23 protein-coding genes are annotated in these 20,940 nt (G+C 74.4%); 6 read left to right on the top strand and 17 right to left on the bottom strand.

Annotated features, from left to right (window positions below):
* Positions 1–227: 227 nt before the first annotated feature.
* The 4 genes from hpt to dacB form a co-directional block, all read right to left on the bottom strand.
* Positions 228–782: a hypoxanthine phosphoribosyltransferase gene (gene hpt / locus MCM47_RS11920; RefSeq protein WP_030059589.1), complete on the bottom strand. Its 555-nt coding sequence runs from the start codon at positions 780–782 to the stop codon at positions 228–230.
* A 69-nt stretch (positions 783–851) separates the two neighbouring features.
* Complete coding sequence (gene tilS, locus MCM47_RS11915; RefSeq protein ID WP_238861166.1) at positions 852–1,979, bottom strand: tRNA lysidine(34) synthetase TilS; 1,128 nt, start codon at positions 1,977–1,979, stop codon at positions 852–854.
* A gap of 312 nt (positions 1,980–2,291) precedes the next feature.
* Positions 2,292–3,473 carry a zinc-dependent metalloprotease gene (locus MCM47_RS11910; protein ID WP_238861165.1) on the bottom strand — a complete coding sequence of 394 codons (1,182 nt, stop codon included), beginning with the start codon at positions 3,471–3,473 and terminating at the stop codon, positions 2,292–2,294.
* Positions 3,474–3,602: 129 nt separating this feature from the next.
* Positions 3,603–5,231, bottom strand: a complete 1,629-nt coding sequence (gene dacB / locus MCM47_RS11905; protein ID WP_238861163.1) for a D-alanyl-D-alanine carboxypeptidase/D-alanyl-D-alanine-endopeptidase — start codon at positions 5,229–5,231, stop codon at positions 3,603–3,605.
* A 76-nt stretch (positions 5,232–5,307) separates the two neighbouring features.
* Here dacB and MCM47_RS11900 point away from each other — a divergent pair, with 76 nt between their 5' ends.
* Positions 5,308–5,799, top strand: coding sequence for an inorganic diphosphatase (locus tag MCM47_RS11900; RefSeq protein ID WP_030244505.1), 492 nt, complete (start codon positions 5,308–5,310; stop codon positions 5,797–5,799).
* Positions 5,800–6,127: 328 nt separating this feature from the next.
* Here the strand turns inward: MCM47_RS11900 and MCM47_RS11895 are convergent, their stop codons facing one another.
* The 3 genes from MCM47_RS11895 to MCM47_RS11885 form a co-directional block, all read right to left on the bottom strand.
* Positions 6,128–6,343, bottom strand: coding sequence for a dodecin (locus MCM47_RS11895; RefSeq protein ID WP_238861161.1), 216 nt, complete (start codon positions 6,341–6,343; stop codon positions 6,128–6,130).
* 89 nt (positions 6,344–6,432) lie between these two features.
* The gene (locus MCM47_RS11890; RefSeq protein WP_238861159.1) at positions 6,433–7,392 is read right to left on the bottom strand and encodes an asparaginase; all 960 of its coding nucleotides are present in this window, start codon (positions 7,390–7,392) and stop codon (positions 6,433–6,435) included.
* A gap of 77 nt (positions 7,393–7,469) precedes the next feature.
* Complete coding sequence (locus tag MCM47_RS11885; RefSeq protein WP_238861157.1) at positions 7,470–8,162, bottom strand: ABC transporter substrate-binding protein; 693 nt, start codon at positions 8,160–8,162, stop codon at positions 7,470–7,472.
* Positions 8,163–8,741: 579 nt separating this feature from the next.
* On the opposite strand from MCM47_RS11885, the gene dtd reads away from it, so the two are divergent.
* On the top strand, positions 8,742–9,182 hold the full coding sequence (gene dtd, locus MCM47_RS11880; protein ID WP_238861154.1) for a D-aminoacyl-tRNA deacylase: 441 nt from the start codon (positions 8,742–8,744) through the stop codon (positions 9,180–9,182).
* Positions 9,183–9,222: 40 nt separating this feature from the next.
* Here dtd and MCM47_RS11875 read toward each other — a convergent pair whose 3' ends face one another.
* The 3 genes from MCM47_RS11875 to MCM47_RS11865 form a co-directional block, all read right to left on the bottom strand.
* Positions 9,223–10,185: a folate-binding protein YgfZ gene (locus tag MCM47_RS11875; protein WP_238861153.1), complete on the bottom strand. Its 963-nt coding sequence runs from the start codon at positions 10,183–10,185 to the stop codon at positions 9,223–9,225.
* A 10-nt stretch (positions 10,186–10,195) separates the two neighbouring features.
* Positions 10,196–10,660, bottom strand: coding sequence for a Fur family transcriptional regulator (locus tag MCM47_RS11870; RefSeq protein ID WP_238861151.1), 465 nt, complete (start codon positions 10,658–10,660; stop codon positions 10,196–10,198).
* A 104-nt stretch (positions 10,661–10,764) separates the two neighbouring features.
* Positions 10,765–11,367, bottom strand: a complete 603-nt coding sequence (locus tag MCM47_RS11865; protein ID WP_238861149.1) for an FABP family protein — start codon at positions 11,365–11,367, stop codon at positions 10,765–10,767.
* Positions 11,368–11,665: 298 nt separating this feature from the next.
* On the opposite strand from MCM47_RS11865, the gene MCM47_RS11860 reads away from it, so the two are divergent.
* Positions 11,666–12,034 carry a DsrE family protein gene (locus MCM47_RS11860; RefSeq protein ID WP_238861147.1) on the top strand — a complete coding sequence of 123 codons (369 nt, stop codon included), beginning with the start codon at positions 11,666–11,668 and terminating at the stop codon, positions 12,032–12,034.
* Positions 12,035–12,148: 114 nt separating this feature from the next.
* Here the strand turns inward: MCM47_RS11860 and MCM47_RS11855 are convergent, their stop codons facing one another.
* From MCM47_RS11855 to MCM47_RS11830, 7 genes are all read right to left on the bottom strand, one after another.
* Complete coding sequence (locus MCM47_RS11855; protein WP_238861145.1) at positions 12,149–12,424, bottom strand: DUF3099 domain-containing protein; 276 nt, start codon at positions 12,422–12,424, stop codon at positions 12,149–12,151.
* Positions 12,425–12,498: 74 nt separating this feature from the next.
* Positions 12,499–12,789 (bottom strand): DUF1416 domain-containing protein, encoded by a 291-nt coding sequence (locus tag MCM47_RS11850; protein WP_093861460.1) that lies wholly within the window; start codon positions 12,787–12,789, stop codon positions 12,499–12,501.
* A 40-nt stretch (positions 12,790–12,829) separates the two neighbouring features.
* Complete coding sequence (locus MCM47_RS11845) at positions 12,830–13,663, bottom strand: sulfurtransferase (protein ID WP_238861143.1); 834 nt, start codon at positions 13,661–13,663, stop codon at positions 12,830–12,832.
* Between the two features lie 257 nt (positions 13,664–13,920).
* The gene (locus MCM47_RS43990) at positions 13,921–14,001 is read right to left on the bottom strand and encodes an Ms5788A family Cys-rich leader peptide (protein ID WP_350517234.1); all 81 of its coding nucleotides are present in this window, start codon (positions 13,999–14,001) and stop codon (positions 13,921–13,923) included.
* Positions 14,002–14,341: 340 nt separating this feature from the next.
* Positions 14,342–15,058: a DUF2993 domain-containing protein gene (locus MCM47_RS11840; RefSeq protein ID WP_238861141.1), complete on the bottom strand. Its 717-nt coding sequence runs from the start codon at positions 15,056–15,058 to the stop codon at positions 14,342–14,344.
* A 236-nt stretch (positions 15,059–15,294) separates the two neighbouring features.
* Positions 15,295–16,668: a hypothetical protein gene (locus MCM47_RS11835; RefSeq protein ID WP_238861139.1), complete on the bottom strand. Its 1,374-nt coding sequence runs from the start codon at positions 16,666–16,668 to the stop codon at positions 15,295–15,297.
* A 5-nt stretch (positions 16,669–16,673) separates the two neighbouring features.
* Complete coding sequence (locus MCM47_RS11830) at positions 16,674–16,967, bottom strand: MoaD/ThiS family protein (protein WP_238861137.1); 294 nt, start codon at positions 16,965–16,967, stop codon at positions 16,674–16,676.
* 676 nt (positions 16,968–17,643) lie between these two features.
* On the opposite strand from MCM47_RS11830, the gene MCM47_RS11825 reads away from it, so the two are divergent.
* The 3 genes from MCM47_RS11825 to MCM47_RS11815 all read left to right on the top strand — a co-directional run bounded on the left by MCM47_RS11825 (position 17,644) and on the right by MCM47_RS11815 (position 20,909).
* Positions 17,644–18,378 carry a response regulator transcription factor gene (locus MCM47_RS11825; RefSeq protein ID WP_238861135.1) on the top strand — a complete coding sequence of 245 codons (735 nt, stop codon included), beginning with the start codon at positions 17,644–17,646 and terminating at the stop codon, positions 18,376–18,378.
* Between the two features lie 159 nt (positions 18,379–18,537).
* Positions 18,538–19,590: a LacI family DNA-binding transcriptional regulator gene (locus tag MCM47_RS11820; protein ID WP_238861132.1), complete on the top strand. Its 1,053-nt coding sequence runs from the start codon at positions 18,538–18,540 to the stop codon at positions 19,588–19,590.
* A gap of 89 nt (positions 19,591–19,679) precedes the next feature.
* On the top strand, positions 19,680–20,909 hold the full coding sequence (locus MCM47_RS11815) for a S1C family serine protease (protein ID WP_305067967.1): 1,230 nt from the start codon (positions 19,680–19,682) through the stop codon (positions 20,907–20,909).
* Positions 20,910–20,940: the final 31 nt, after the last annotated feature.

Raw genomic sequence — 20,940 nt, 5'->3', positions numbered from 1 at the left:
CGTTGCCGCCCCGTCCCTCCTGCCACTCAACGGCGCCGCGGGGCTTTGGCCACCGGCGCATCCGGTCTGTGCTCATGTGAAGAGCGGTTTATTGGACCGTACCGCAGTCCACCCCGCCAGTGGCGGGAGCACAGCGGCACGACATGTTTCCATTTCCCCCCGATCCAACGGGCGGGAACGACGTACTGTTCCCGCCCGTAGCCCGAACGGGGCGCGCGGACCGTGCCTCAGCCGCCGTAGACGTGCGGCGCGAGGGTCCCGATGAAGGGGAGGTTGCGCAGCTTCTCCGCGTAGTCGAGGCCGTAGCCGACCACGAACTCGTTGGGGATGTCGAACCCGACGTACTTGACGTCGATCTCGACCTTGGCCGCGTCCGGCTTGCGCAGCAGGGTGCAGACCTCCAGCGAGGCCGGTCCGCGCGAGCCCAGGTTGCCGAGCAGCCAGGAGAGCGTCAGGCCGGAGTCGATGATGTCCTCGACGATCAGGACGTCGCGGCCGGCGATGTCGGTGTCCAGGTCCTTGAGGATCCGGACGACGCCGGAGGACTTGGTGCCCATCCCGTACGACGAGACGGCCATCCAGTCCATGGTCACCTGCGAGTGCAGGGCCCGGGCGAGGTCGGCCATGACCATCACGGCCCCCTTGAGGACGCCGACGATCAGCAGGTCCTTGCCTGCGTAGTCCCGGTCGATGCGCTCGGCCAGCTCCAGGAGCTTGGCGTCGATCTCGTCCTTGCTGATGAGCACCTTCGCGAGGTCAGCGCCCATGTCGTTCTGGTCCACCGGGGATACGTCCTCAAACGTTCGGGGTCTGGATGGCCGGCGGCCGACGCCCCCGGGCATGCCTGCCCGTCAGTCGCCCTGCCGCCGAAAGACCAGCGTGCCACACCTGCGGGTGGCTTCGACGCCCCCGGGTAGGTGCAGCGGCCCCTGGCCGCGCCATCCGGTGACCAGCAGGTCGATCGTTTCGAGGTGGCGCGCGAAGAGGTCCCCGGCCGGACAGCCCGCCCGCAGCGCGGCCCGGCGCAGCACCCTGCGGCGCACCGCGGGGGGCAGTTCGGCGAGTTTCACGGCGTCCAGGGTGCCCTCGCCCGTCCGGAGGTCGCGCTCGGCGAGCGAGGCCCACTGATCGAGCGCGTCGGCGTCGTCGCGGAACAGCCGGGCGGTGCGGGCCAGCGCCTCCACCACGCCGCCGCCCAGGTGCTTCTCCAACACCGGCAGCACCTCGTGGCGCACCCGGGAGCGGGTGTAGGCCGGGTCGCAGTTGTGCGGGTCGTCCCAGACCGGGATCGCCTGGGCGGAGCAGGCCTGCCGGGTGGCCGCCCGGTCCAGCTCCAGCAGCGGGCGCCGGTAGCGGCCCTTCTGGGCCGGCATGCCCGCCAGCGAGCGGGCGCCGGAACCGCGGGCCAGGCCCAGCAGCACCGTCTCGGCCTGGTCGTCCCGGGTGTGGCCGAGCAGCACGGCGAGCGCACCGTGGCGCTCGGCGGCCTCGTCCAGCGCCGCGTAGCGGGCGTCCCGCGCGGCGGCCTCCGGGCCGCCCGCCCGGCCGACCCGGACCGGGATCGCCTCGACCGGGTCGAGCCCGAGCGAGCGGAGCCGCTCGGCCACCTGCGCGGCGCGGTCCGCGGAACCGTCCTGCAGTCCGTGATCGACGGTGACGGCGCCGATCCGCAGACCGATCTTGGGGGCCTCGAAGGCGGCCGCGATGGCCAGCGCCATGGAGTCCGCACCGCCGCTGACGGCGACCAGGACCAGCGGCGAGCCGGGTGCGGCCGGGGTGCGCGGGAGGCCGGAGGGGTGGCGGTGGGCGTTGCCGATCAGGGTGGTGCCGGCGGCGGCGCCGACCAGCGGCGCCCCGGTCGGGCGCTCACGGGGCTCGCGCACGGGCGCGGTGAAGGCGGTGCCGGCCTCGGCGGCGAGGTCGGTCAGCGTGCGGCGTACGGCCAGGCGTATCGCGGCGACTGCGGGGTGTGGGCCCACGGCGGACGGCTCCTTGGCGGAGGGGACGGGACGGCGGTGGGCGCGGCGGGGACCGCGCATCTGTGTGCACCGTGTTACCGGGCGCTCACAGATGGTGGCAGAAAGGAGGCACCCGCTACGCCACCCGCGCCACCGGTACGACCACCGTCCCACGTTCGGGTGAATGGAGAAACGTATCTTCACCCGCCATCTGCACGACTGGACCACTCGTACGAACGGGATTGACCGCTGCCGACCGGTGGACGGGCCGGACCCGGCCCGGTCGGGAGCGTCGCCCGGTTCCGGGCCGGCGGAGCACCCCGTCCGGGCGGGTCACCTCCCCACGCGGGCGACCCAGGCGGCGGGGTCGTGGATCTCCTCCTTGGTCGGCAGCGTGTTCGGCGAGGTCCAGACCCGGTTGAAGCCCTCCATGCCGACCCGCTCCACCACGCCGCGCACGAAGACCGCGCCGTCCTGGTACTGGCGGAGCTTGGCGTCCATGCCGAGCAGCCGGCGCAGCACCAGGTCCAGCCGGTTGGCGCCGCGGTCCCGGCGCTGCTGGAACTTCTCCCGGATCTCCGCCACGCTCGGCACCACCGCCGGGCCGACTCCGTCCATCACCACGTCCGCGTGGCCCTCCAGCAGCGACATCACGGCCGTCAGCCGCCCCAGGATCTCGCGCTGGGCGGGCGACTGGACGATCTCCAGCAGGCCGGTCGCGGGCTGCCCGGACTCGCCCCGGCCGCCGAGGCCGGGCAGGCTCCCGCCGAGCGAGCCGACCGCGTCCCGCAGCCGGTCCAGCAGGGCCCCCGGGTCGACGTCCGTCTCGGCGAGGAAGGACTGCACCTCGGACTGGATGTGGTCGCGCAGCCAGGGCACCGCGGTGAACTGGGTGCGGTGGGTCTCCTCGTGCAGGCAGACCCAGAGCCGGAAGTCGGCCGGGTCGACGTCCAGCTCGCGCTCGACGTGCACGATGTTCGGCGCCACCAGCAGCAGCCGGCCGGGGCCGGGCCCCTCGGGACCGAGCCGGGGCTTGTCGAAGAGCGCTGCCGGGCTGTCCGGCGCCTCCAGCGAGGGCTCGGCCGGGGCGAAGGTCTCGTACTGGCCGAGCACCTTGGTGGACAGGAAGGCCAGCAGCGCGCCCACCTCGATGCCGGTGGCCTTCTCGCCCACCGTGCCCAGGACGCCGGCGGTGGCGCTGTTGGCCCGGCGGGCCTGCAGCTTCTCCACCAGCGGCTGGACGACGGTGCGGAACCCCGCGACGTTGGCCCGCACCCAGCCGGGGCGGTCCACGATCAGGACCGGGGTCGCGGCGGCCTCGGCGAGGCTGCTGGAGCGCATGCCGGTGAACTCCCGGACGTGCTCCTCGGCCTCCAGGGCGTGCCGGCGCAGTTCGGCGACCACGGCCGCCGCTTCCGCGCGGCTCACCTCCGGCCCCGGCCGCACCAGCCTGATCGCGGTCGCGACCGCGAGATTCCAGTCGACCATGTCGGCACCACCGCTCGCGCTCGTCATGCCCTCACCGTACGTGCTCGGACCCATCGAGGGGAGCCACCCGTGGCAACGGCCCGCGAACCGGACCGCGCCCAGGGCCTGCGGACGCCTCCCCGCGGGCCCGCGGGGCGCCGACGGCGCGACAGCCGGTCAGTGGCAGCCACAGGCGGCGATCCGGGCCACCACGCGGTCCATGGCGGCGCGGGCGGTGTCGGCGGGGGCGGTGGTCTTCGTCATCACGGCGAACACCAGCAGCCGGCCCTCGCCGTCCACCACCGTGCCGGCCAGGGTGTTGACGCCGCTGAGGCTGCCGGTCTTGGCCCGGACCAGGCCGGCCGCGTCGACCGCACCCGAGCCGGAGCCGAACCGCTTGCCGAGGGTGCCGGTGAACCCGGCGATCGGCAGGCCGGTGAGCACCGGGCGCAGTGCCGGGTGCTGCTCGGAGGCGGCCAGCGCCAGCAGGTGGACCAGGACGGCCGGCGGGATCGCGTTGCCCGGGTGCAGCCCGCTCCCGTCGTTGAGCACCACACCGGTCATCGGGACGCCCAGCCGGGCGAGCTCCTGGGTGACGGCGGTGGCCGCGCCCTCGAAGCTGGCCGGCTGGTGCGCGGCGATCGCGGCCTGACGGGCGATCGCCTCGGCGAGGGTGTTGTCCGAGGTGGTGAGCAGCCGCTCGACCAGCCTGGCGACGGTCGGCGAGTCGACCCGGCCGAGGACCGGCGCGGTGGGGGCCGCCGGGGCGGCTGCGGGCCTGGCCTTGCCCTCGACGGTGATGCCCTGGGCCCTGAGCAGCGCGGCGAAGGCCTCGGCGGCCTGCCCGGCCGGGTCGGCCACGCGGGGCGGGGCGTCCTCCCGGCTCTTCGGGTCGACCTTGCCCTCGTCCACCATCAGGGGGGTGACCAGCGCGATGTTCTCGGCGTCGTGGTTCTTGTGCTGCGGGTTCCCGGAGTAGAGCGAGAGGTCGTAGTCGAGCTTGACCGCGGTGGTGCCGGCGGCCTTGAGCGCCGCCGCGGTCTGCCGGGCGAGCGCGTCCAGCGAGGCGGGGGCGGTGTCGGCGTCGGCGGGCAGGCCGCCGATCTGCACCTGGTCGGCGGGCAGCGCGGTGAGGGTCGGGTCACCGCCACCCACCAGGGTGATCTCGCCGGGACCCACGCCCTTGACGACCCGGGTGGTCAGCCGGGTGTCGGCCGGGATCAGCGAGAGCGCGGCGACCGAGGTCGCCAGCTTGGTGGTGGAGGCGGGCGTCGCCGGGGTGTTCTCGCCCGAGCCGTAGAGGAGTTGGCCACCGGCGGCGTCGGCGACCGCGAAGCTGACGGTGCCGAGGTTCTTGTCGCCGAGCGCGGAAGCGAGCGCCTGCTGGAGCCCCTGGGCGGTCGGCAGGCCGGTGGTCGGGCCGGCCTCGGCCAGCGCCAGGACGGCGCCGGCACCGGGCGCCGGGCGCGCGGCGCCCGGGGAGGCCGCGGAGGAGGCCGGGGCGGAGGATCCGGCCGAGGGGGTCCGGGCGGCGGAGGGCGTCCCGGTCGGGTGGGGCGTCTCGGTGGCGCCCGTGCGCCCCTTGCCCTTGCCGTTGCCCCCCTTGTTGTCGCCGTTCTCGCCGGTTCTGCCGGCCCGGTCGTCCTCCTCGTCATGGCCCGCGCTGTGCCCGCCGGGCGACGGGGACGGCTGCGCGTACGCACCACCACCCGAGGTCAGGACCGTACCGGCGACCAGCAGCGCCACCCCGAACAGCCCGACGGCCGTCCCCCTGCGGCGGCGTCCCGCCCCGACCCCTGCACCCACCGACCGGCCCCTTTCCTGAGCACTCACTCCCGTAGGAGACACTTGGATTCTGTCAGTCCCTACCTTGGAGGAAGCGTTGGAGTTCGACGTCCTTATCGAAATCCCGAAGGGCTCTCGTAACAAGTACGAGGTCGACCACGAGACCGGCCGTCTGCGGCTCGACCGGATGCTCTTCACCTCGACCCGCTACCCGGCCGACTACGGCTACGTCGAGGGCACGCTCGGCGAGGACGGCGACCCGCTGGACGCGCTGGTCATCCTGGACGAGCCGACCTTCCCCGGCTGCCTGATCAAGTGCCGCGCGATCGGCATGTTCCAGATGACGGACGAGGCCGGCGGCGACGACAAGCTGCTCTGCGTCCCGGCGACCGACCCGCGCTGGGAGCACCTGCGGGACATCCACCACGTGTCGGAGTTCGACCGCCTGGAGATCCAGCACTTCTTCGAGGTCTACAAGGACCTGGAGCCCGGCAAGTCGGTCGAGGGTGCCAACTGGGTCGGCCGCGCCGAGGCCGAGGCCGAGGTCACCGCGTCGATCAAGCGCCTGGCGGAGCAGGGCGGTCACTGAGCCGTCGTGCCGATCTCGTTCGCCCAGGGCCGTTCGAGGTAGGTCGAGGCAGTCGGAGGCCGGGGTCCGCGGAGCAGTCCGCGGCCCCGGCCTTCGCCGTTCCCGGCGCCGGGCCGGTTCGCCGACACCCCGACGGCATCCGGCAGGTCGTGGCTTCGGGTGGTCAGGTCGTGGCGCGGGGTCAGGTCGTGGCGCGAGTCCGCCGGCGCGAGGGGCAGGGCAACCCGGTGGAGGTGCTGCCGCACCCGCGCACCGGCCTCCCGCCGGTGCTGCCGGAGCGCGGGTGACGGCGGGCGCCCGCCGTCACGGCTCGACCGCCGCGGCGGGGTCAGGCCTCGTCGTCCAGCCGGAAGCCGATCTTCAGGCCGACCTGGAAGTGCTGGATCCGGCCGTCCGCGAGGTGGCCCCGGACCTGCGTCACCTCGAACCAGTCGAGGTTGCGCAGCGTCCGGGACGCCCGCTCGACCCCGTTGCGGACGGCCGCGTCGATGGACTCGGTCGAGGACCCGACGATCTCGGTCACCCGGTACACGTGCTCGCTCATGACCACTCCCTCAGCTGTGCGACGGCCCCCGGTCCACCGTGCACCGCGTCCGGGCGGTCCGCACTCCGGGGGCAGCCGGCCAGGGCGGCTCAGAACGCGGCGCGGACCTCGCCCACCGGCACCCCGCCGCCGAGCAGCGGCGCGGCGCCGATCCGCTCCAGCGTGCCGTCCGCCGCCGTCACGCCCAGCCGGCGCAGCGCGGCCGCCAGGACCGGCCCACGGGCCCGCTCGGCGCCGTCGTCGATCTTGAAGGCGAGCGCCCGGCCGTCCGGCAGCGCCACCACCTGCACCGCCTCGGCCCCCATCTTGGAGAGCGCGCCCGGCACCGCCCGCATCAGCCAGGTGTCGGCCCGGCGGGTGCCCGCCACGTACTCGGGGTGCGCCCGCATCGCGTCCGCGACCCGGCGCTGCGGGGTGCCCTCCTCGGCCCGCAGCAGCGCGCGGTAGCCGCGGGCCAGGCCGGTCAGCGTGACGGCCAGCAGCGGCGCGCCACAGCCGTCCACGCCGGCGTGCGCGACCGGCTCGCCGGTGGCCTCCTGCAGGGCCTCGCCGGCCAGCCGCTGGACCGGGTGGGCCGGGTCCAGGTAGGTCTCGGTGGGCCAGCCGTTGGCGACGCAGGCGGCCAGCCAGCCGGCGTGCTTGCCGGAACAGTCCATCAGGATCGGCGCCCGCTCGCCGCCGGAGCGCAGGTGCCGCTCGGCCTCGGCCTCGTCCAGCGGGAGGTCCGCCGGGGTCCGCAGGGCGGACTCGTCCAGCCCGGCGCCGGCCAGGATCCGCCGGACACCGTCCTGGTGGAACGTTTCCGCAGAGTGGCTGGAGGCCGCCAGTGCCAGCAGCTCGCCCTCGATCTCCAGCCCCGCCCGCAGGGTGGCCACCGCCTGGAACGGCTTGGCGCACGACCGCGGGAAGACCGGCGCGTCCGGCGAGCCGAGCGCGAACTCCACCGAGCCGTCGGCGGCGAGCAGCACCAGCGAACCGTGGTGCCGGCCCTCGGTGAAGCCCGACCGTATGACCTCGGCGAGGACGGGCAGGGCTGCGGAGTCGGTCATGGCGGAGGCCTTCCGGGGGTGAGGGTGGACCGGGGGCGAGCCCGGGCCCGCCCCCGCCCCCGGGGTGCCTCACCCGGTCAGAGCGGGCCGCCCGCGAGCAGGTCGTCGACCCGTGCTTCCCCATCACGGTACCTGCGGGTGATTTCCGCACTGCAGCCGTCCGCCGTCCGCAGCAGCAGCTGCCGGCGGCCGGACACCTCCCGCTCGTGCGCCCGGAGCCGGTCCAGCGCCGCGAGCAGCTCCTCCGCCGGGTGCGCGGCCAGGTCGGCCAGCTGGACGTCGCCCATCAGCGCGTCCGCCTCCACCTGCGACTGGAGGCCGCGCGGCGGCCCCACGGTGACGTGCCGGGCGGAGCGCCGCACGGTGGAGGGGGCGTCGGTGAGGATGGCCGGCAGCCGGTCCAGCAGCGCCCCGGCCGGGGCGCCCTCGGCCCCCGCCGGCACCAGGACCGAGGAACCGGGGCGGCGGTCCAGCTCGGCCCGCAGGATGTCCATCCGTCCGTGCAGCAGGCGCCGCAGGTAGGAGAGGTCGGCCTCCTGCTCCAGGGTCTCCCGGCGCAGGGTCCGCAGCTGGTCCAGGCCGAGCCCCTCCAGGTCGGGCTCCGCCGCGCGGTCCGCAGCGCGGTCCGCCGCCGGGCCGTCCGCCGGTGCCCGGCCGGCCGGCGGGCCGGGGACGTCTCCCGGCCGGACCGGGGCGGCGAAGTCCCCCGCCGGCTCCGCGCCCCCGGGGGCCCGCCCGTACCGGTCCTGTTCCGCACTGCTCGCGTCCATCAACCAACCACCTGCCGTCGTCCGATCCCGCCCGCTCGCGGCACCCCGTCGCCTGCCGCCGGTCCGGCCCGTTCCCGGGCGGCCGTCGCGCGCCCGTCGCGGCCGCCCGCCGATGGACGGGTCGTGCGATGGCACGCCCGGGCGCCCCCGATGGTTCCCGCCCCCGGCCGGCACCACCCGCCGGGGCGACACCGCTCGAACACCCGATCCACCGAACCGGCCGCCCGGCCGAACCGGGCCCGACGCGGCGGACCTTGACGCCCCGGACCCCTGGTACGGCCCCAGGGTGCCACCCCGCCCGGCGCCCGTGCACCGCCCGTGCACCCGAACGGCCCCCTGGCGAACGGGGGTGGCTGATATGACCGGGGCATTCCGCGGCGGGATCAGCGCCAGACCGAGCGCGGGCGCACACCGTCCGGCGCGTACCGCATCATCGCGCGCCCCCTCCGGGGCATCCGGGCGCCGTGCCGCAAGCGGGGGCGGACGGCCTCGCGAGGCCGCCGCGGAAGCGCCGCACCGTTGCGCGGAAGCGGCCGGGGGCCGTACGGCGGGGCGGTCCGGCTCCGGCACAATGGCCGCATGCGAGCAGTGGTTCAGCGTGTGACCGAGGCCCGGGTGACGGTGGCCGGCGAGACCGTCGGTGCGATCGAGGGGCCCGGGCTCTGCGTCCTGGTCGGTGTCACGCACGACGACACCCCCGCCAAGGCGGCCCAGCTGGCCCGCAAGCTCTGGACCCTGCGGCTGCTGGAGGCCGACGAGAACGGCGTCGAGCAGTCCTGCTCCGACCTGGCCGCACCGCTGCTGGTGATCAGCCAGTTCACGCTCTACGGCGACGCCCGCAAGGGCCGCCGCCCCACCTGGAACGCCGCCGCGCCCGGCCCGGTCGCCGAACCGCTGGTCGACGAGGTCGTCGCCCAGCTGCGCGCGCTCGGCGCCAAGGTGGAGACCGGCCGGTTCGGCGCGGACATGCAGGTCGCCCTGGTGAACGACGGCCCGTTCACCGTGCTCGTCGAGGTCTGAGGCCTGTTGGCCGCGGCCACGGGCGCGGGCGACCCCGGACCTACTGCGGGACGATCACGTCCTGCGTCCCGGGCACCGTCCCGGCCAGCAGCACCGCGTCCACCGGCACGTTCCGCTTGACGATCGCCAGCGCGATCGGCCCCAGCTCGTGGTGGCGCGCCGAGGACGTCACGAAGCCCAGCGCCCGGCCGTCCGGGTCCGAGGCGAGCCGCACCTCCGTCCCGTGCGGAGGCAGCACCTCCTCGGTGCCGTCCAGGTGCAGGAAGACCAGCCGGCGCGGCGGACGGCCCAGGTTGTGCACCCGGGCGACCGTCTCCTGGCCGCGGTAGCAGCCCTTCTGCAGGTGCACGGCGGTCGCCAGCCAGTCCACCTCGTGCGGAATGGTCCGGTGGTCGGTCTCGAAGCCCAGCCGCGGCCGGTGGCCCTCGATCCGCAGCGCCTCGTACGCCCAGACCCCCGCCGCCGGGCCGTAGCCCGCGGTCAGTTCCTCCAGCTCGGCGCGCGGCAGGAAGAGGTCCCGCCCGTACGGCAGCTCGCGCACCGCCGCCGCGCCGTCCGCCGGGGCGGTGGAGCCGGCCGGCAGGTGCACCACCGCGTAGTCGGCGGTCGCGTCCGCCACCTCGACCCGGTAGAAGAACTTCATGCTCTCCAGGTAGCCGACCAGCGCCCGTTCGGTGCCCGGCTCGACGTGGGCCCAGGTGGTGGTGCCGTCGTCGACCAGGTAGAGCGCGTGCTCGACGTGCCCGTTCGGGGAGAGCACCAGCGCCTCGGTGGCCTGCTGCGGCGGCAACGCGCTGACGTGCTGGGTGAGCAGCAGGTGCAACCAGCTGAGCCGGTCCTCACCGGTGACGGTGACGACGCCGCGGTGCGAGAGGTCCACGAAGCCCGCGCCCTGCGCGAGGTTGCGCTGCTCGCGGAAGATGTCGCCGTAGTGGGCGGCCACGCCCTCGTCGGTTCCCTCGGCGGGGACGGCACCGGGCAGTGCAAGCAGCGGGCTCTTCATACCGGCCAGCTTACGACCCGCCCTCCGCGCGCTTGGCGGTGCAGTCGGCACAGCGGCCGAAGATGGCGAAATGCTTCAGGTCGGTGTCGAAGCCGTGCTGTTCGCGCAGGCTGTCGATCAGCGGCCGGGCGATCTCGGTACCGGTCTCGGTGACCTTCTCGCAGTCCCGGCAGACCAGGTGCAGGTGGTGGTGGCGGCCGGCCAGGTGGTACGTCGGGGCGCCGTGCCCGAGGTGGGCGTGCGAGACCAGGCCGAGCTCCTCCAGCAGCTCCAGCGTCCGGTAGACGGTGGAGATGTTGATGCCGCTGGCGGTCTTGCGGACGTGGCCGAGGATGTCGTCCGGGGTCGCGTGGTCGAGCACGTCGACCGCCTCCAGGACGAGCTGGCGCTGGGGCGTCAGGCGGTAGCCGCGCTCGCGCAGGTCGGCCTTCCAGTCGCCGGAGAGCTGCCAGTCGGTGGTGCCGGTGTCCGCCACGGTGCTGTCCCTGCCAAGGTCGGGGGTCCTGAGGCAAGTGTAGGGACCGGCCGACGGCCGGTCCCTACCTCCTGCGCGCTTCGCGGGCTCCGTGCGGAACCGGCTCAGCGGAAGAACGCGATGCCGTCGTCCGGGAGGTCGTTGATGTCCTTGATCAGCTGCGCCGGGCTGAGCACCTTCTTCAGCTGCGCGGACATGTACGGGCGCAGCTCCACCTCGGGCGCCGACTTCTCGCCGACCCAGAGCAGCTCCTCGTTGACGAAGCCGTACAGGCGCTTGCCACCGGAGTACGGCGCCGAGCCCTCGATCCGGGCCACGGCGTCGGTGGCGATCTCGACCTGCGGCTTGCCGTCGGCCAGCTCGCCGTACCAGACCTCGACGGTGCCGTCGTCGCGGACGGAGGAGATCTCGATCCCCCGGGCGCCGCTGGTGCCGTGGGCGTTGCTGGTGATGCGCCAGAAGGCGTGCTCGTTCTCCAGCGGGCGGACCTTCTCACCCTCCTCGTTCAGCACCCAGGTGCGGGAGCGGAACTCGAGGAACGGGCGGCCGTCGTGCCGGAAGACGACCTCCTGGCCGAAGTTGCACTTCTCCGCACCCGTGCCCTCCTCGCCGGGCAGCGGGGCGTAGACGCCCGCGCCCTCCCAGGTGCCGAGGAGGAAGGCGAGCGGGACGACGTCCTTGTGGAGGTCAGAGGGGATCTCGATCATGTTCCTGGTCGCTGTCGTCGGTGTGGGACTGCTTCAACCGTACGGCAGGCGGGGTCAGCGCTGGCCCTGGTACAGCTTCATCACGGAGAAGATGGCGAACCAGGTGATCAGCACGGCCATGAGGGCCAGCAGACCGTCGAAGAACATTTCCAGACCGGACACGGGGTGCTCCCAGGCGGCGACAGTGTGGTGGATTTTGCTGGCGCTCACTCTATCCGCCGGGTGTCGGCGGGTCGCGGTGAGCCCCACCACGTCGCGGTGGCGGCGGGCGCCGGCGGTCAGGCTCTAGGGTGACGTCATGTCGTCGAAGAAGCTCGTAGTCAAGGTCACGGCCGGGGCCGACGCGCCGGAGCGCTGCTCCCAGGCCTTCACGGTGGCGGCGGTCGCCGCGGCCAGCGGGATCGAGGTCTCGCTCTGGCTGACCGGGGAGTCCTCCTGGTTCGCCCTCCCGGGCCGCGCGGCGGAGTTCGAGCTGCCGCACGCGGCGCCGCTGCCGGACCTGATCGAGTCGATCCTGGCGGGCGGTGGCGGCATCACGCTCTGCACCCAGTGCGCCGCCCGGCGCGGGATCGAGGAGAAGGACACCCTCGATGGCGTCCGGATCGCGGGCGCGCAGGTCTTCGTCAGCGAGATCATGGCCGACGGCGTGCAGGCGCTCGTCTACTAGTACTGCCGGCTCGTGGTGAACGGCCGTGCGGACACCGCCGGCTGGTGCCGCTGGCCTTGCCGGCACCGCTGGACGCTGTGCCCGGCACCGATGCGGGGTGCACCCGGCCTGGCGTCACCGGTCGCGCGGCTCGTGGTCGGGGCGGTTCCGGTCGTGGCCGGGGTCGTCCCACTTCGGGTCGTCCCAGCGCGGATCGTTCCACCAGTCGTCCTCCGGGTCCCGCCGGTTGGCGAAGACCGCGGCGGCAGGCGGGATGACCATCGCGACCAGGCACATGCCGATCGCGGCCGGCACGGACCAGAAGCGCACCACGCCCCAGGCCAGGACGAACAGCCCGAGGCAGACGCCCATCATGGCGAAGTAGTAGCGGTGTCGCCGGCGTGCCTGCACCCCTCCACGGTATGCCCGGGGGCCCCTGCTCGGCAGGGGCCCCCGGGGCGTGTCCGTGGCCGGACCGGCGGTCGTCAGACCGCGATCGCGACCTCGGTCAGGTTGCCCTGGGAGGCGACCACCTGGCGGTCCACGGTCTGGCCCGGGACCAGCGCGCGCAGGGTCCACTTGCCCGGGCGGGCGAAGAACCGGAACTGGCCGGTCGCCGAGGTGGGCACCTCGGCCGTGAACTCGCCGCCCTCGTCGAGCAGCCGGACGTAGCCGTTGACCGGCTCGCCGTCTCGGGTCACGGAACCCTGGATGATCGTCTCGTTCGCCACGTCAACTCCTGCCAGGTCCGGGCCGCCGGCCTTCGCACCGCACATGTCTTGTCTTCCCTTCTGACTTACGCGTGGAGCCGGCGGCTCAGTTGCCGAGCTCGATCGGCACGCCGACGAGGCTGCCGTACTCGGTCCACGAGCCGTCGTAGTTCTTCACGTTCTCCTGGCCGAGCAGCTCGTGCAGCACGAACCAGGTGAGCGCGGAGCGCTCGCCGATGCGGCAGTAGGCGATGGTGTCCTTCGCCAGGTCGATGCCCTCGGCCTCGTAGAGCGCCTTGAGCTCGTCGTCGCTCTTGAAGGTGCCGTCGTCGTTGGCGTTCTTGGCCCACGGGATGTTCCGGGCGCTCGGCACGTGGCCGGGGCGCTGCGACTGCTCCTGCGGGAGGTGGGCCGGGGCGAGCAGCTTGCCCGAGAACTCGTCGGGCGAGCGGACGTCGACCAGGTTCAGGGTGCCGATGGCGGCCACCACGTCGTCGCGGAAGGCGCGGATCGAGGAGTCGGCGGCCTGCGCCTTGTACTCGGTCGCGGCGCGCTGCGGCACCTCGGAGACCAGGTCGCGGGAGTCGAGCTCCCACTTCTTGCGGCCGCCGTCCAGCAGGCGGACGTCACCGTGGCCGTACAGCTTGAAGTACCAGTAGGCGTACGAGGCGAACCAGTTGTTGTTGCCGCCGTAGAGCACGACGGTGTCGTCGTTGGCGATGCCCTTGGCGCTGAGCAGCGCCTCGAAGCCGGCCTGGTCGATGAAGTCGCGGCGCACCGGGTCCTGGAGGTCCTTCTTCCAGTCGATCCGGACGGCGTTGCGGATGTGGTTCTTGTCGTAGGCGGAGGTGTCCTCGTCGACCTCGACGATGACGACCTTCGGGTCGTCCAGGTGGGCCTGGACCCAGTCGGCGTCGACCAGGACGTCGCTGCGGCTCATGGTGGTGTCTCCATCCGGGGGCGGTTGGCGGAAGGTGGTGCTGCTACGGGGGGTCCCACGGCCGGGGCCGAGGAGGTCGTGCGGGTCGCCCGGTGACGGCCGGTCCGAATCCCTGTCCGAATGATGGGACAGCGGAGGGTGCACGGGGCGGCCGGGCGGTGCTCTGCGGGGTACAGCCGGGAGGGGCGGGCGGGGCGCCGGCCCTGGTCACCGGGGAAGTCGGCGGCGGGCGTCAACTGCCCTGCCACTAAGCCGAGTTAGCGCATTCGACACAGACAGGCGGCCACGCGGCACAGGTCTACCGCCCGCCGCTTCGTGAGGTCCGTCTGTCGCTTCATGCCGACGATGCTAGGGACACCGGACGCCCGCTGTCATCAGCGTATCGAATGGCGAGACCAGAACATTCGCATCGTGGGATTCGACCGTCCTGAGGGCTGCGGACACCGGTCGGGGGCCGCCCGGAGGCCCGAACGGGGGCGGGAAGGGCACCGCTCCGCGGCCGGCGCTGGACAGCGCGTCTCGCGGAGCGGAACGGTCGGGACGGTGGGGGGACCGACGGCGGGGGGACCGGGGAGGGGGGCCGGGTCGTGGCCCGGGCACCGGGACGGGCACGCGACGCCGTCGACGCGATCGATGTGATCGGGGCGATCGGGGCGATCGGGGCGATCGGGTCTGCGGTCAGCCGATGAGCTTGACGTCCCTGCCGTCGAAGCTCATCCGGAGACCGTCCTCCTGGGGCGAGACCCCGGCCAGGTTGAGCCCGGCCGGCAGCGCGGAGAGCGTGAAGCTGATCGGCTCGATCTGCTGGTTGGACAGGCCCGCCAGCATCCCGGCCATCCCGCTGAGCTTGAAGCCGTCCACCGTGACGGTGTTGCCCTGGCTGTGCAGCACGCCCTCGCCGACCGGGAGCGGGCCCATCGAGGCCTTGATCTTGCCCGGGCCGCCGTAGGAGAGGCTCAAGCGGGTGTTGCCGCCGATCGGGAGCTTGCCCGCGCTCGGCACCAGCTGGGACGCCGGCGGCAGCAGCTGGGACAGGTCCGCGTAGGTGATCAGGCCGGTGCCGCTGCCGTGGTCCACGGTGGCGCTCGTCATGCTGCCGCTCACCTCGACCCCCGACAGCTCGGCCTTGAAGGAATGCAGGGCCACCTGGCGGCTGCCGTCACCCACGGTCAGCCCGTCCGCCGAGATCCGGACGTCGTCCAGCTTCATCGACAGGGCCTGGGTCAGGAACGGGAAGCCCTCGATCGACACGTCGGGCCGCTTGCTCATCCGGCCGCTCTTCAGCAGCTGGTCGGCGGCCTCGTCCTCGGCCACGCCGACCGCGATCCGGTCGGCACCCGCCAGCAGACCGCAGAGCACCCCCACGACGATCGTCGCTTTCAGCCAACCGCGCATCGCTCTCCCCCGTCGTCGCCTGTCGTCGTCCTGCCGATGCCGTCCTGCCGCGCTGTCCTACCGGTCGTCGGCGCGCCCGGTCGCCGCCCTCGCCCGGTCGCGGCCCTCCGGTACGGCCGCTTCCGCACGACCGTACGACGTCCCGCCCCGGAGCATGGTTCCTGGGCGGGACGTCGTACGGGCGGGGCGCGGTGGGCGGGGGCTGGCCCGGGCGGGTGCCCGGTGCGGCGCCGGGGTCAGCCGGCCAGCAGGCGGGTCGCGATCCAGACCAGCGGCGCGGCCACCGCCAGCGGCAGCGCCACGCCCGCCGTCATGTGCACGAAGCGGGACGGGAAGTCGTACCCGGCCACCCGGCGGCCGACCAGCGCGCCGAGGCCCGCGAGGGCGCCCAGCGCCGGCGGCGCGCCCACGGCCAGACCGAACACCACCGCCGCGACCAGGCCGAGCACCGGCCCCAGCTGCTTCGGTCCGGGCAGCGGTGCCGCGGCCAGCACGGTGGCCAGCGCGACCGCGCCGACCGCCGCCGGGACCCAGTCGGCCAGCAGCAGCGCCGTGCAGAGCACCGTCACCACGGTGGCCGAGCCGAGCACGGTCAGCGCGTAGAACCGCTCCTTCGGGTCCGCCGGCCGGAACGTCTGAAGCACCATCACCAGCAGGAAGAACCCGCCGAGGGTGCCGACCACGGCCGCCGCGCCGCCGTTCGCGTCGGCCAGCAGCACCGCCGCGTCGGCGGTCAGGCCGGCCAGCGCGGCGAGCGCGATGCCCTGGCGGGCCGGCCACATGCCGTTCAGGCGGAACCAGCCGGCCGCCGTCAGCACCTGGAGCGGTGCCAGGGCCAGCGCGAGCCCGACCTGACCGAGCGCGGCACCGCCGGCGAGCAGTGCGGCGGCGCCCGCGGTGATCAGGGCCGGCTGCAGGCCCGGGTCGATGATCGGCGAGCCGGTCCGGGCCGCCGGTGCGGGCGGGGCGGGGACGGCACCGGGCGGCGGCACGGCCGGGAACGGCCGGCGGGGGGCCTGCGGTGCGTGGCCGGCCGGGGGCGCCGGGCGCTTGAGCGTCATGGTCGGCGGGTCGAAGTCCTGGGGCGGGGCCTGGCCGGGGGCGGGCGCCGGGGCACCGCCGGGCGCCGGGCCGGACACCACGACCGGCGGCAGCAGGGTGGTGGCCGCGGCGTCGTCCGCCGGGACCGGCGGCAGCAGGGTGGTGGCCGCGGCGTCGTCCGCCGTTGGGGCCGGCGAGCGGGGCGGCTGCCCGTACGCCGGGCCGCCGTACGGCTGTGCGCCGTGGCCCGGGAGTCCGTGGCCCGGGAGCCCCTGGCCCGGGAACCCGTGGCCCGGTGCCTGGTCCGGCGGCCCGTACGGCCCCGGCGCGTGGCCCTGCCCGGGGGCGTACGGCTGCGCCGCGTGCCCCTGCAGTGCCTCCGGCTCCGACGCGTACGCCTGCTGCGGGTCGTACGCCTGCTGCGGCGGGTACGGGCGCTGGGCGTCGTACGGCTGCTGGGCCTCGTACGGCTGCTGCGGCCGGGCCTGCGGGGTCGGCATCGGGGTCGGCGGGTACTGCGGCTGCGGCCAGCCGCCCTGGGCGCCGTGCACCTGGTTCGGATCCGTCACGCCGCTCACCCTCCCGCGAACGGCGGGAGGACCTCGACCGTCCCGCCCTCGGTGAGGGCCACGGTCGCGTGGTCGCGGCCGCCGACCGGCGAGCCGTCCACCAGGTAGGAGCAGTGTCCGAGCAGCCGGACGAGCTTCGGCCGGTCCGCGTGCCGCTCCTTGGCCCCGGCCAGCGCCTCCGCCAGGGTCGCCGCCTCGTACGGCTCCTCGGCCAGCCCGGCCTCCGACTTCGCCGCCGCCCAGTAGCGGATCGTCCCGCTCACCCGGGCGGCCTCCGCCGGCTCCGTGGTCGCGCCCATGGCAACCCCTTCTCGTCGTCCTCGCCCGCGACCGGTGCCCGGTCGGGCCGCCATCGGAGCGGCCGGACACCACCCGAAAGGGGTACGCGCGCGGTGCCGCCGATGTGCGTCCCATGATGGCGTGTCCGTCGGGGCGACCGGCAATCGCCCCGGCCCGGAGGCCGCCCGCGGACCGCCGGGGCTGTGGCCAGGCTCACCCCGGATGCGCCCGGTTCGCCCGTTGCGCCGTTTTCGAACCCTCCCGGTGCGGGTGCCGGTCGGCTATTCTCGTGCCCTGAGGGATCCGGGCAGAGTCGCCCCCGGATCCTTTTGTGCTTTCAGGACGCCAGTACGGACGTTCTTGCGATTCGTCGGCCCACCCCCGGCGCACCGCAAGGACCGCCCCGCCATTCGCGGCACAACGACGTGCCCGGGCCCGGCCGGGGTGTTCGGACACCCGGCGCCGGGCCGCCGCCCGGTACCGGACAGACCGGAAGGTTCGCGGGATGAGCAGGGCAGGAGCGGTGCCACGGGGGTTGCGGGACCTCCGGTGCGCGAGCCGTCACGCCGTGCGCGCCGGCGAATCCTCCGGAGGAGACCAGGCGTCCTCGCTCCCCCTCACCTCAGCACGAGCGCCATCCGGCTGTGGCGGCAGCCGCAACGCGACCGCGACGACCCGGAAAGGGGACTACCGGGTATGAGTTCACTGCTCCTCCTCACCAACGCACTGCAGCCCTCCGCGGAGGTGCTGCCGGCCCTGGGCCTGCTGCTGCACAACGTCCGGGTGGCGCCGGCCGAGGGATCGGCCCTGGTCGACACCCCCAGCGCCGACGTCATCCTGGTCGACGGCCGGCGGGACCTGCCGCAGATCCGCAGCCTCTGCCAGCTGCTGCGCTCGACCGGGATCGGCTGCCCGCTGATCCTGGTGGTCACCGAGGGCGGCCTGGCGGCCGTCACCGCCGAATGGGGCATCGACGACGTCCTGCTGGACACCGCCGGCCCCGCCGAGGTCGAGGCCCGGCTCCGGCTCGCCCTCGGACGGCGGCTGCAGGAGTCCGTCGACGACAGCCCGATGGAGATCCGCAACGGCGATCTCTCGGTCGACGAGGCCACCTACTCCGCCAAGCTCAAGGGCCGGGTGCTCGACCTCACCTTCAAGGAGTTCGAGCTGCTGAAGTACCTCGCCCAGCACCCCGGCCGGGTCTTCACCCGGGCGCAGCTGCTGCAGGAGGTCTGGGGCTACGACTACTTCGGCGGCACCCGGACGGTCGACGTGCACGTCCGGCGGCTGCGCGCCAAGCTCGGCGTCGAGCACGAGGGGCTGATCGGCACGGTGCGCAACGTCGGCTACCGCTTCGTCGTCCCGGACAAGGCCGAGAAGGCCGAGCGCGCCGAGCTCCCCCAGCGCGCGTCGGCCCCCGCGGAGGCCTGACCACAGGCCGGGCGGGTGGGGCCGTCCGGCCGGGGCAGGCCGGGCGGGCCGGCCCACCCGCCCGGCCTGTCCCGGTTCGCCCGGGGCTGTCCAGGAGGATTCCGGCGGTCCGCCGAGCTCCCACTGCCCCGGCGGACGCCACACGCGTAGACTCCCCCCGTGGCCAAAGTGACGCGCGACGATGTAGCCCGACTGGCTGGTACCTCGACCGCGGTCGTCAGCTACGTCATCAACAACGGGCCGCGACCGGTCGCGCCCGCCACCAAGGAGAAGGTGCTCGCGGCGATCGAGCAGCTCGGCTACCGGCCGAACAGCGTCGCCCAGGCGATGGCCTCCCGCCGCACCAACCTCATCGGCATGGTCGTCCCCGACGCCCGCCAGCCGTTCTTCGCCGAGATGGCGCACGCCGTCGAACGGGCCGCCTCGGAACGCGGCAAGCTCGTGCTGATCGGCAACTCCGACTACGTGGACGACCGCGAGGTGCACTACGTCCGCGCCTTCCTCGGCATGCGGGTCTCGGGCCTGATCCTGGTCAGCCAGGGCCCCTCGCAGCGGGCCGCCGAGGAGTTCGCCGCCATGGAGGGGGCCAAGGTGGTGCTGCTGCACCGCCGGCCCGAGGCGATCGACGACGTCGCGGTGGTCACCGACGACGTGGGCGGCGCCGAGGCCGTCGTCCGCCACCTGCTGGAGGAGCACGGACACCCGTACGTGGCCTGCTTCGGCGGCCCGGTCGACTCCCCCGCCCCCGGAGACCCGGTCATCGACCACGTCGAGGGCTGGCAGCGGGCCATGGACGCGCACGGCCTGCCCACCGAGCCGCACCTGATCGACGCGCCGTTCCACCGCTACGGCGCCTACGAGGTCGCGCTCGGCGTGCTGCGGTCGGCGGACCGCCCCTCGGCGATCTTCTGCTCCACCGACGACCAGGCGATCGGCGTCCTGCGGGCGGCCCGCGAGGTCGGCCTGCGGGTGCCGGAGGACCTCGCGGTGGCCGGCTTCGACGACGTACCCGAGGCCGCCCTCGCCGACCCGCCGCTGACCACCGTCGCCTCCGACCGCGACGCGATGGCACGGGCCGCGGTGGACCTGGTGCTGGACGACTCGCTGATGGTGCCCGGCTCGGACACCGAGCGGGTGCGGAAGTTCCCGTCGCGCCTGGTCGTGCGCCGTTCCTGCGGCTGCCACCCCGACGGGGTGCCGACCCCGGCCTGACCAGGCTTTATGAGAAGTCAACGGGCTTCTCGGGGGCTTCTGAGCGGACTCTCACCGGATTCTCATCCGGCGGGCGGACGTTGGTCGGCATGAGCGATCACCAGCAGCACCGCAGCACGTACGGCGAGCAGTACGACGAGGGCCACCCGTACGGGTACGGCCACGGGTACGAGAGCGGCCCCGGCAGCCACGCCGACCACGGCGGCCAGGGCACCCAGGGCACCCCTGGCCACGACGGTGCCGGGGGCCGGGTCGTCCCCGGAACGGTCCTCGGCAGCACCACCGGCGGGTACCCGGCCGCCGGCAGCGCACCGGTCGGTCCGCCGCCCCCGCCGCCCGCCATGCCGCCCGCGCCGCCGACACCGCCCGAGGCCGGCGGCCCGGCCACCCCCGGCGGCGAGGGCGGCGGCCACAGCGGCCGGACCCGGCGGGGCTTCCTGCGCGGCCGGGTCGCGCTGGTCACCGCCGTCGCCGCGGTCGCCGCCGTCCTCGGCGGGGTCACCGGCGGCGTGGTCGCCGCGGAGCAGCACGCCGCCGGCAGCCGCACCGGCACCATCGCCAGCCCGGTCGCGGCCCGCTCGGACGGCAGCGCCGACGTGGCGGCCATCGCCTCCGCCGTCTCGCCCAGCGTCGTCCAGATCACCGTGAAGACCGCGAGCGGCACGGCCACCGGCACCGGGGTCGTGCTCGACGAGAAGGGCCGGATCCTCACCAACTACCACGTCGTCGCCGGCGCGGCCGACGGCGGCCAGACCACCGTCACCTTCAAGGACGGCTCCACCGCCCGGGCCACCGTCACCGGCACCGACAAGGGCCTCGATGTCGCCGTGATCACCGCGAGCGGCGCCAGAAACCTCACCCCCGCCACCCTCGGCGACTCCGGCGCCGTCTCGGTCGGCGATCCGGTCGTCGCCATCGGCAACCCGGAGGGCCTGACCGGCACCGTCACCTCGGGCATCATCAGCGCCGAGAACCGCGACGTCACCGTCCAGGTCGACGAGGGCGCCACCAGCGGCAACGGCGGCTTCGGCTTCCCCGACCTGCCCGGCCTGCGCGGCAGCGCCCCGCAGAGCGGCGGCGAGACCACCACCTACAAGGCCTTCCAGACCGACGCCGCGCTCAACCCCGGCAACTCCGGCGGCCCCCTGATCAACGCCGGCGGGCAGGTCATCGGCATCAACTCGGCCATGTACTCGCCGAGCGGCGTGGGCGCCACGGCCGGCGGCAGCGGCGCCGGCAGCGTCGGCCTCGGCTTCGCCATCCCGATCAACGACGTCAAGCAGGTGCTGCCGCAGCTGCAGTCCGGCCAGAACGTGTAGACGGACAATTACTCCGAGCAGGTCCCCGCGC

Origin of the sequence: Kitasatospora sp. A2-31 (assembly GCF_022288725.1) — a bacterium.
Lineage (GTDB): Bacteria > Actinomycetota > Actinomycetes > Streptomycetales > Streptomycetaceae > Kitasatospora.
The sequence above is the reverse complement of the archived record's forward strand: the minus strand, read 5'-3'. Positions and strand labels throughout refer to the sequence as shown.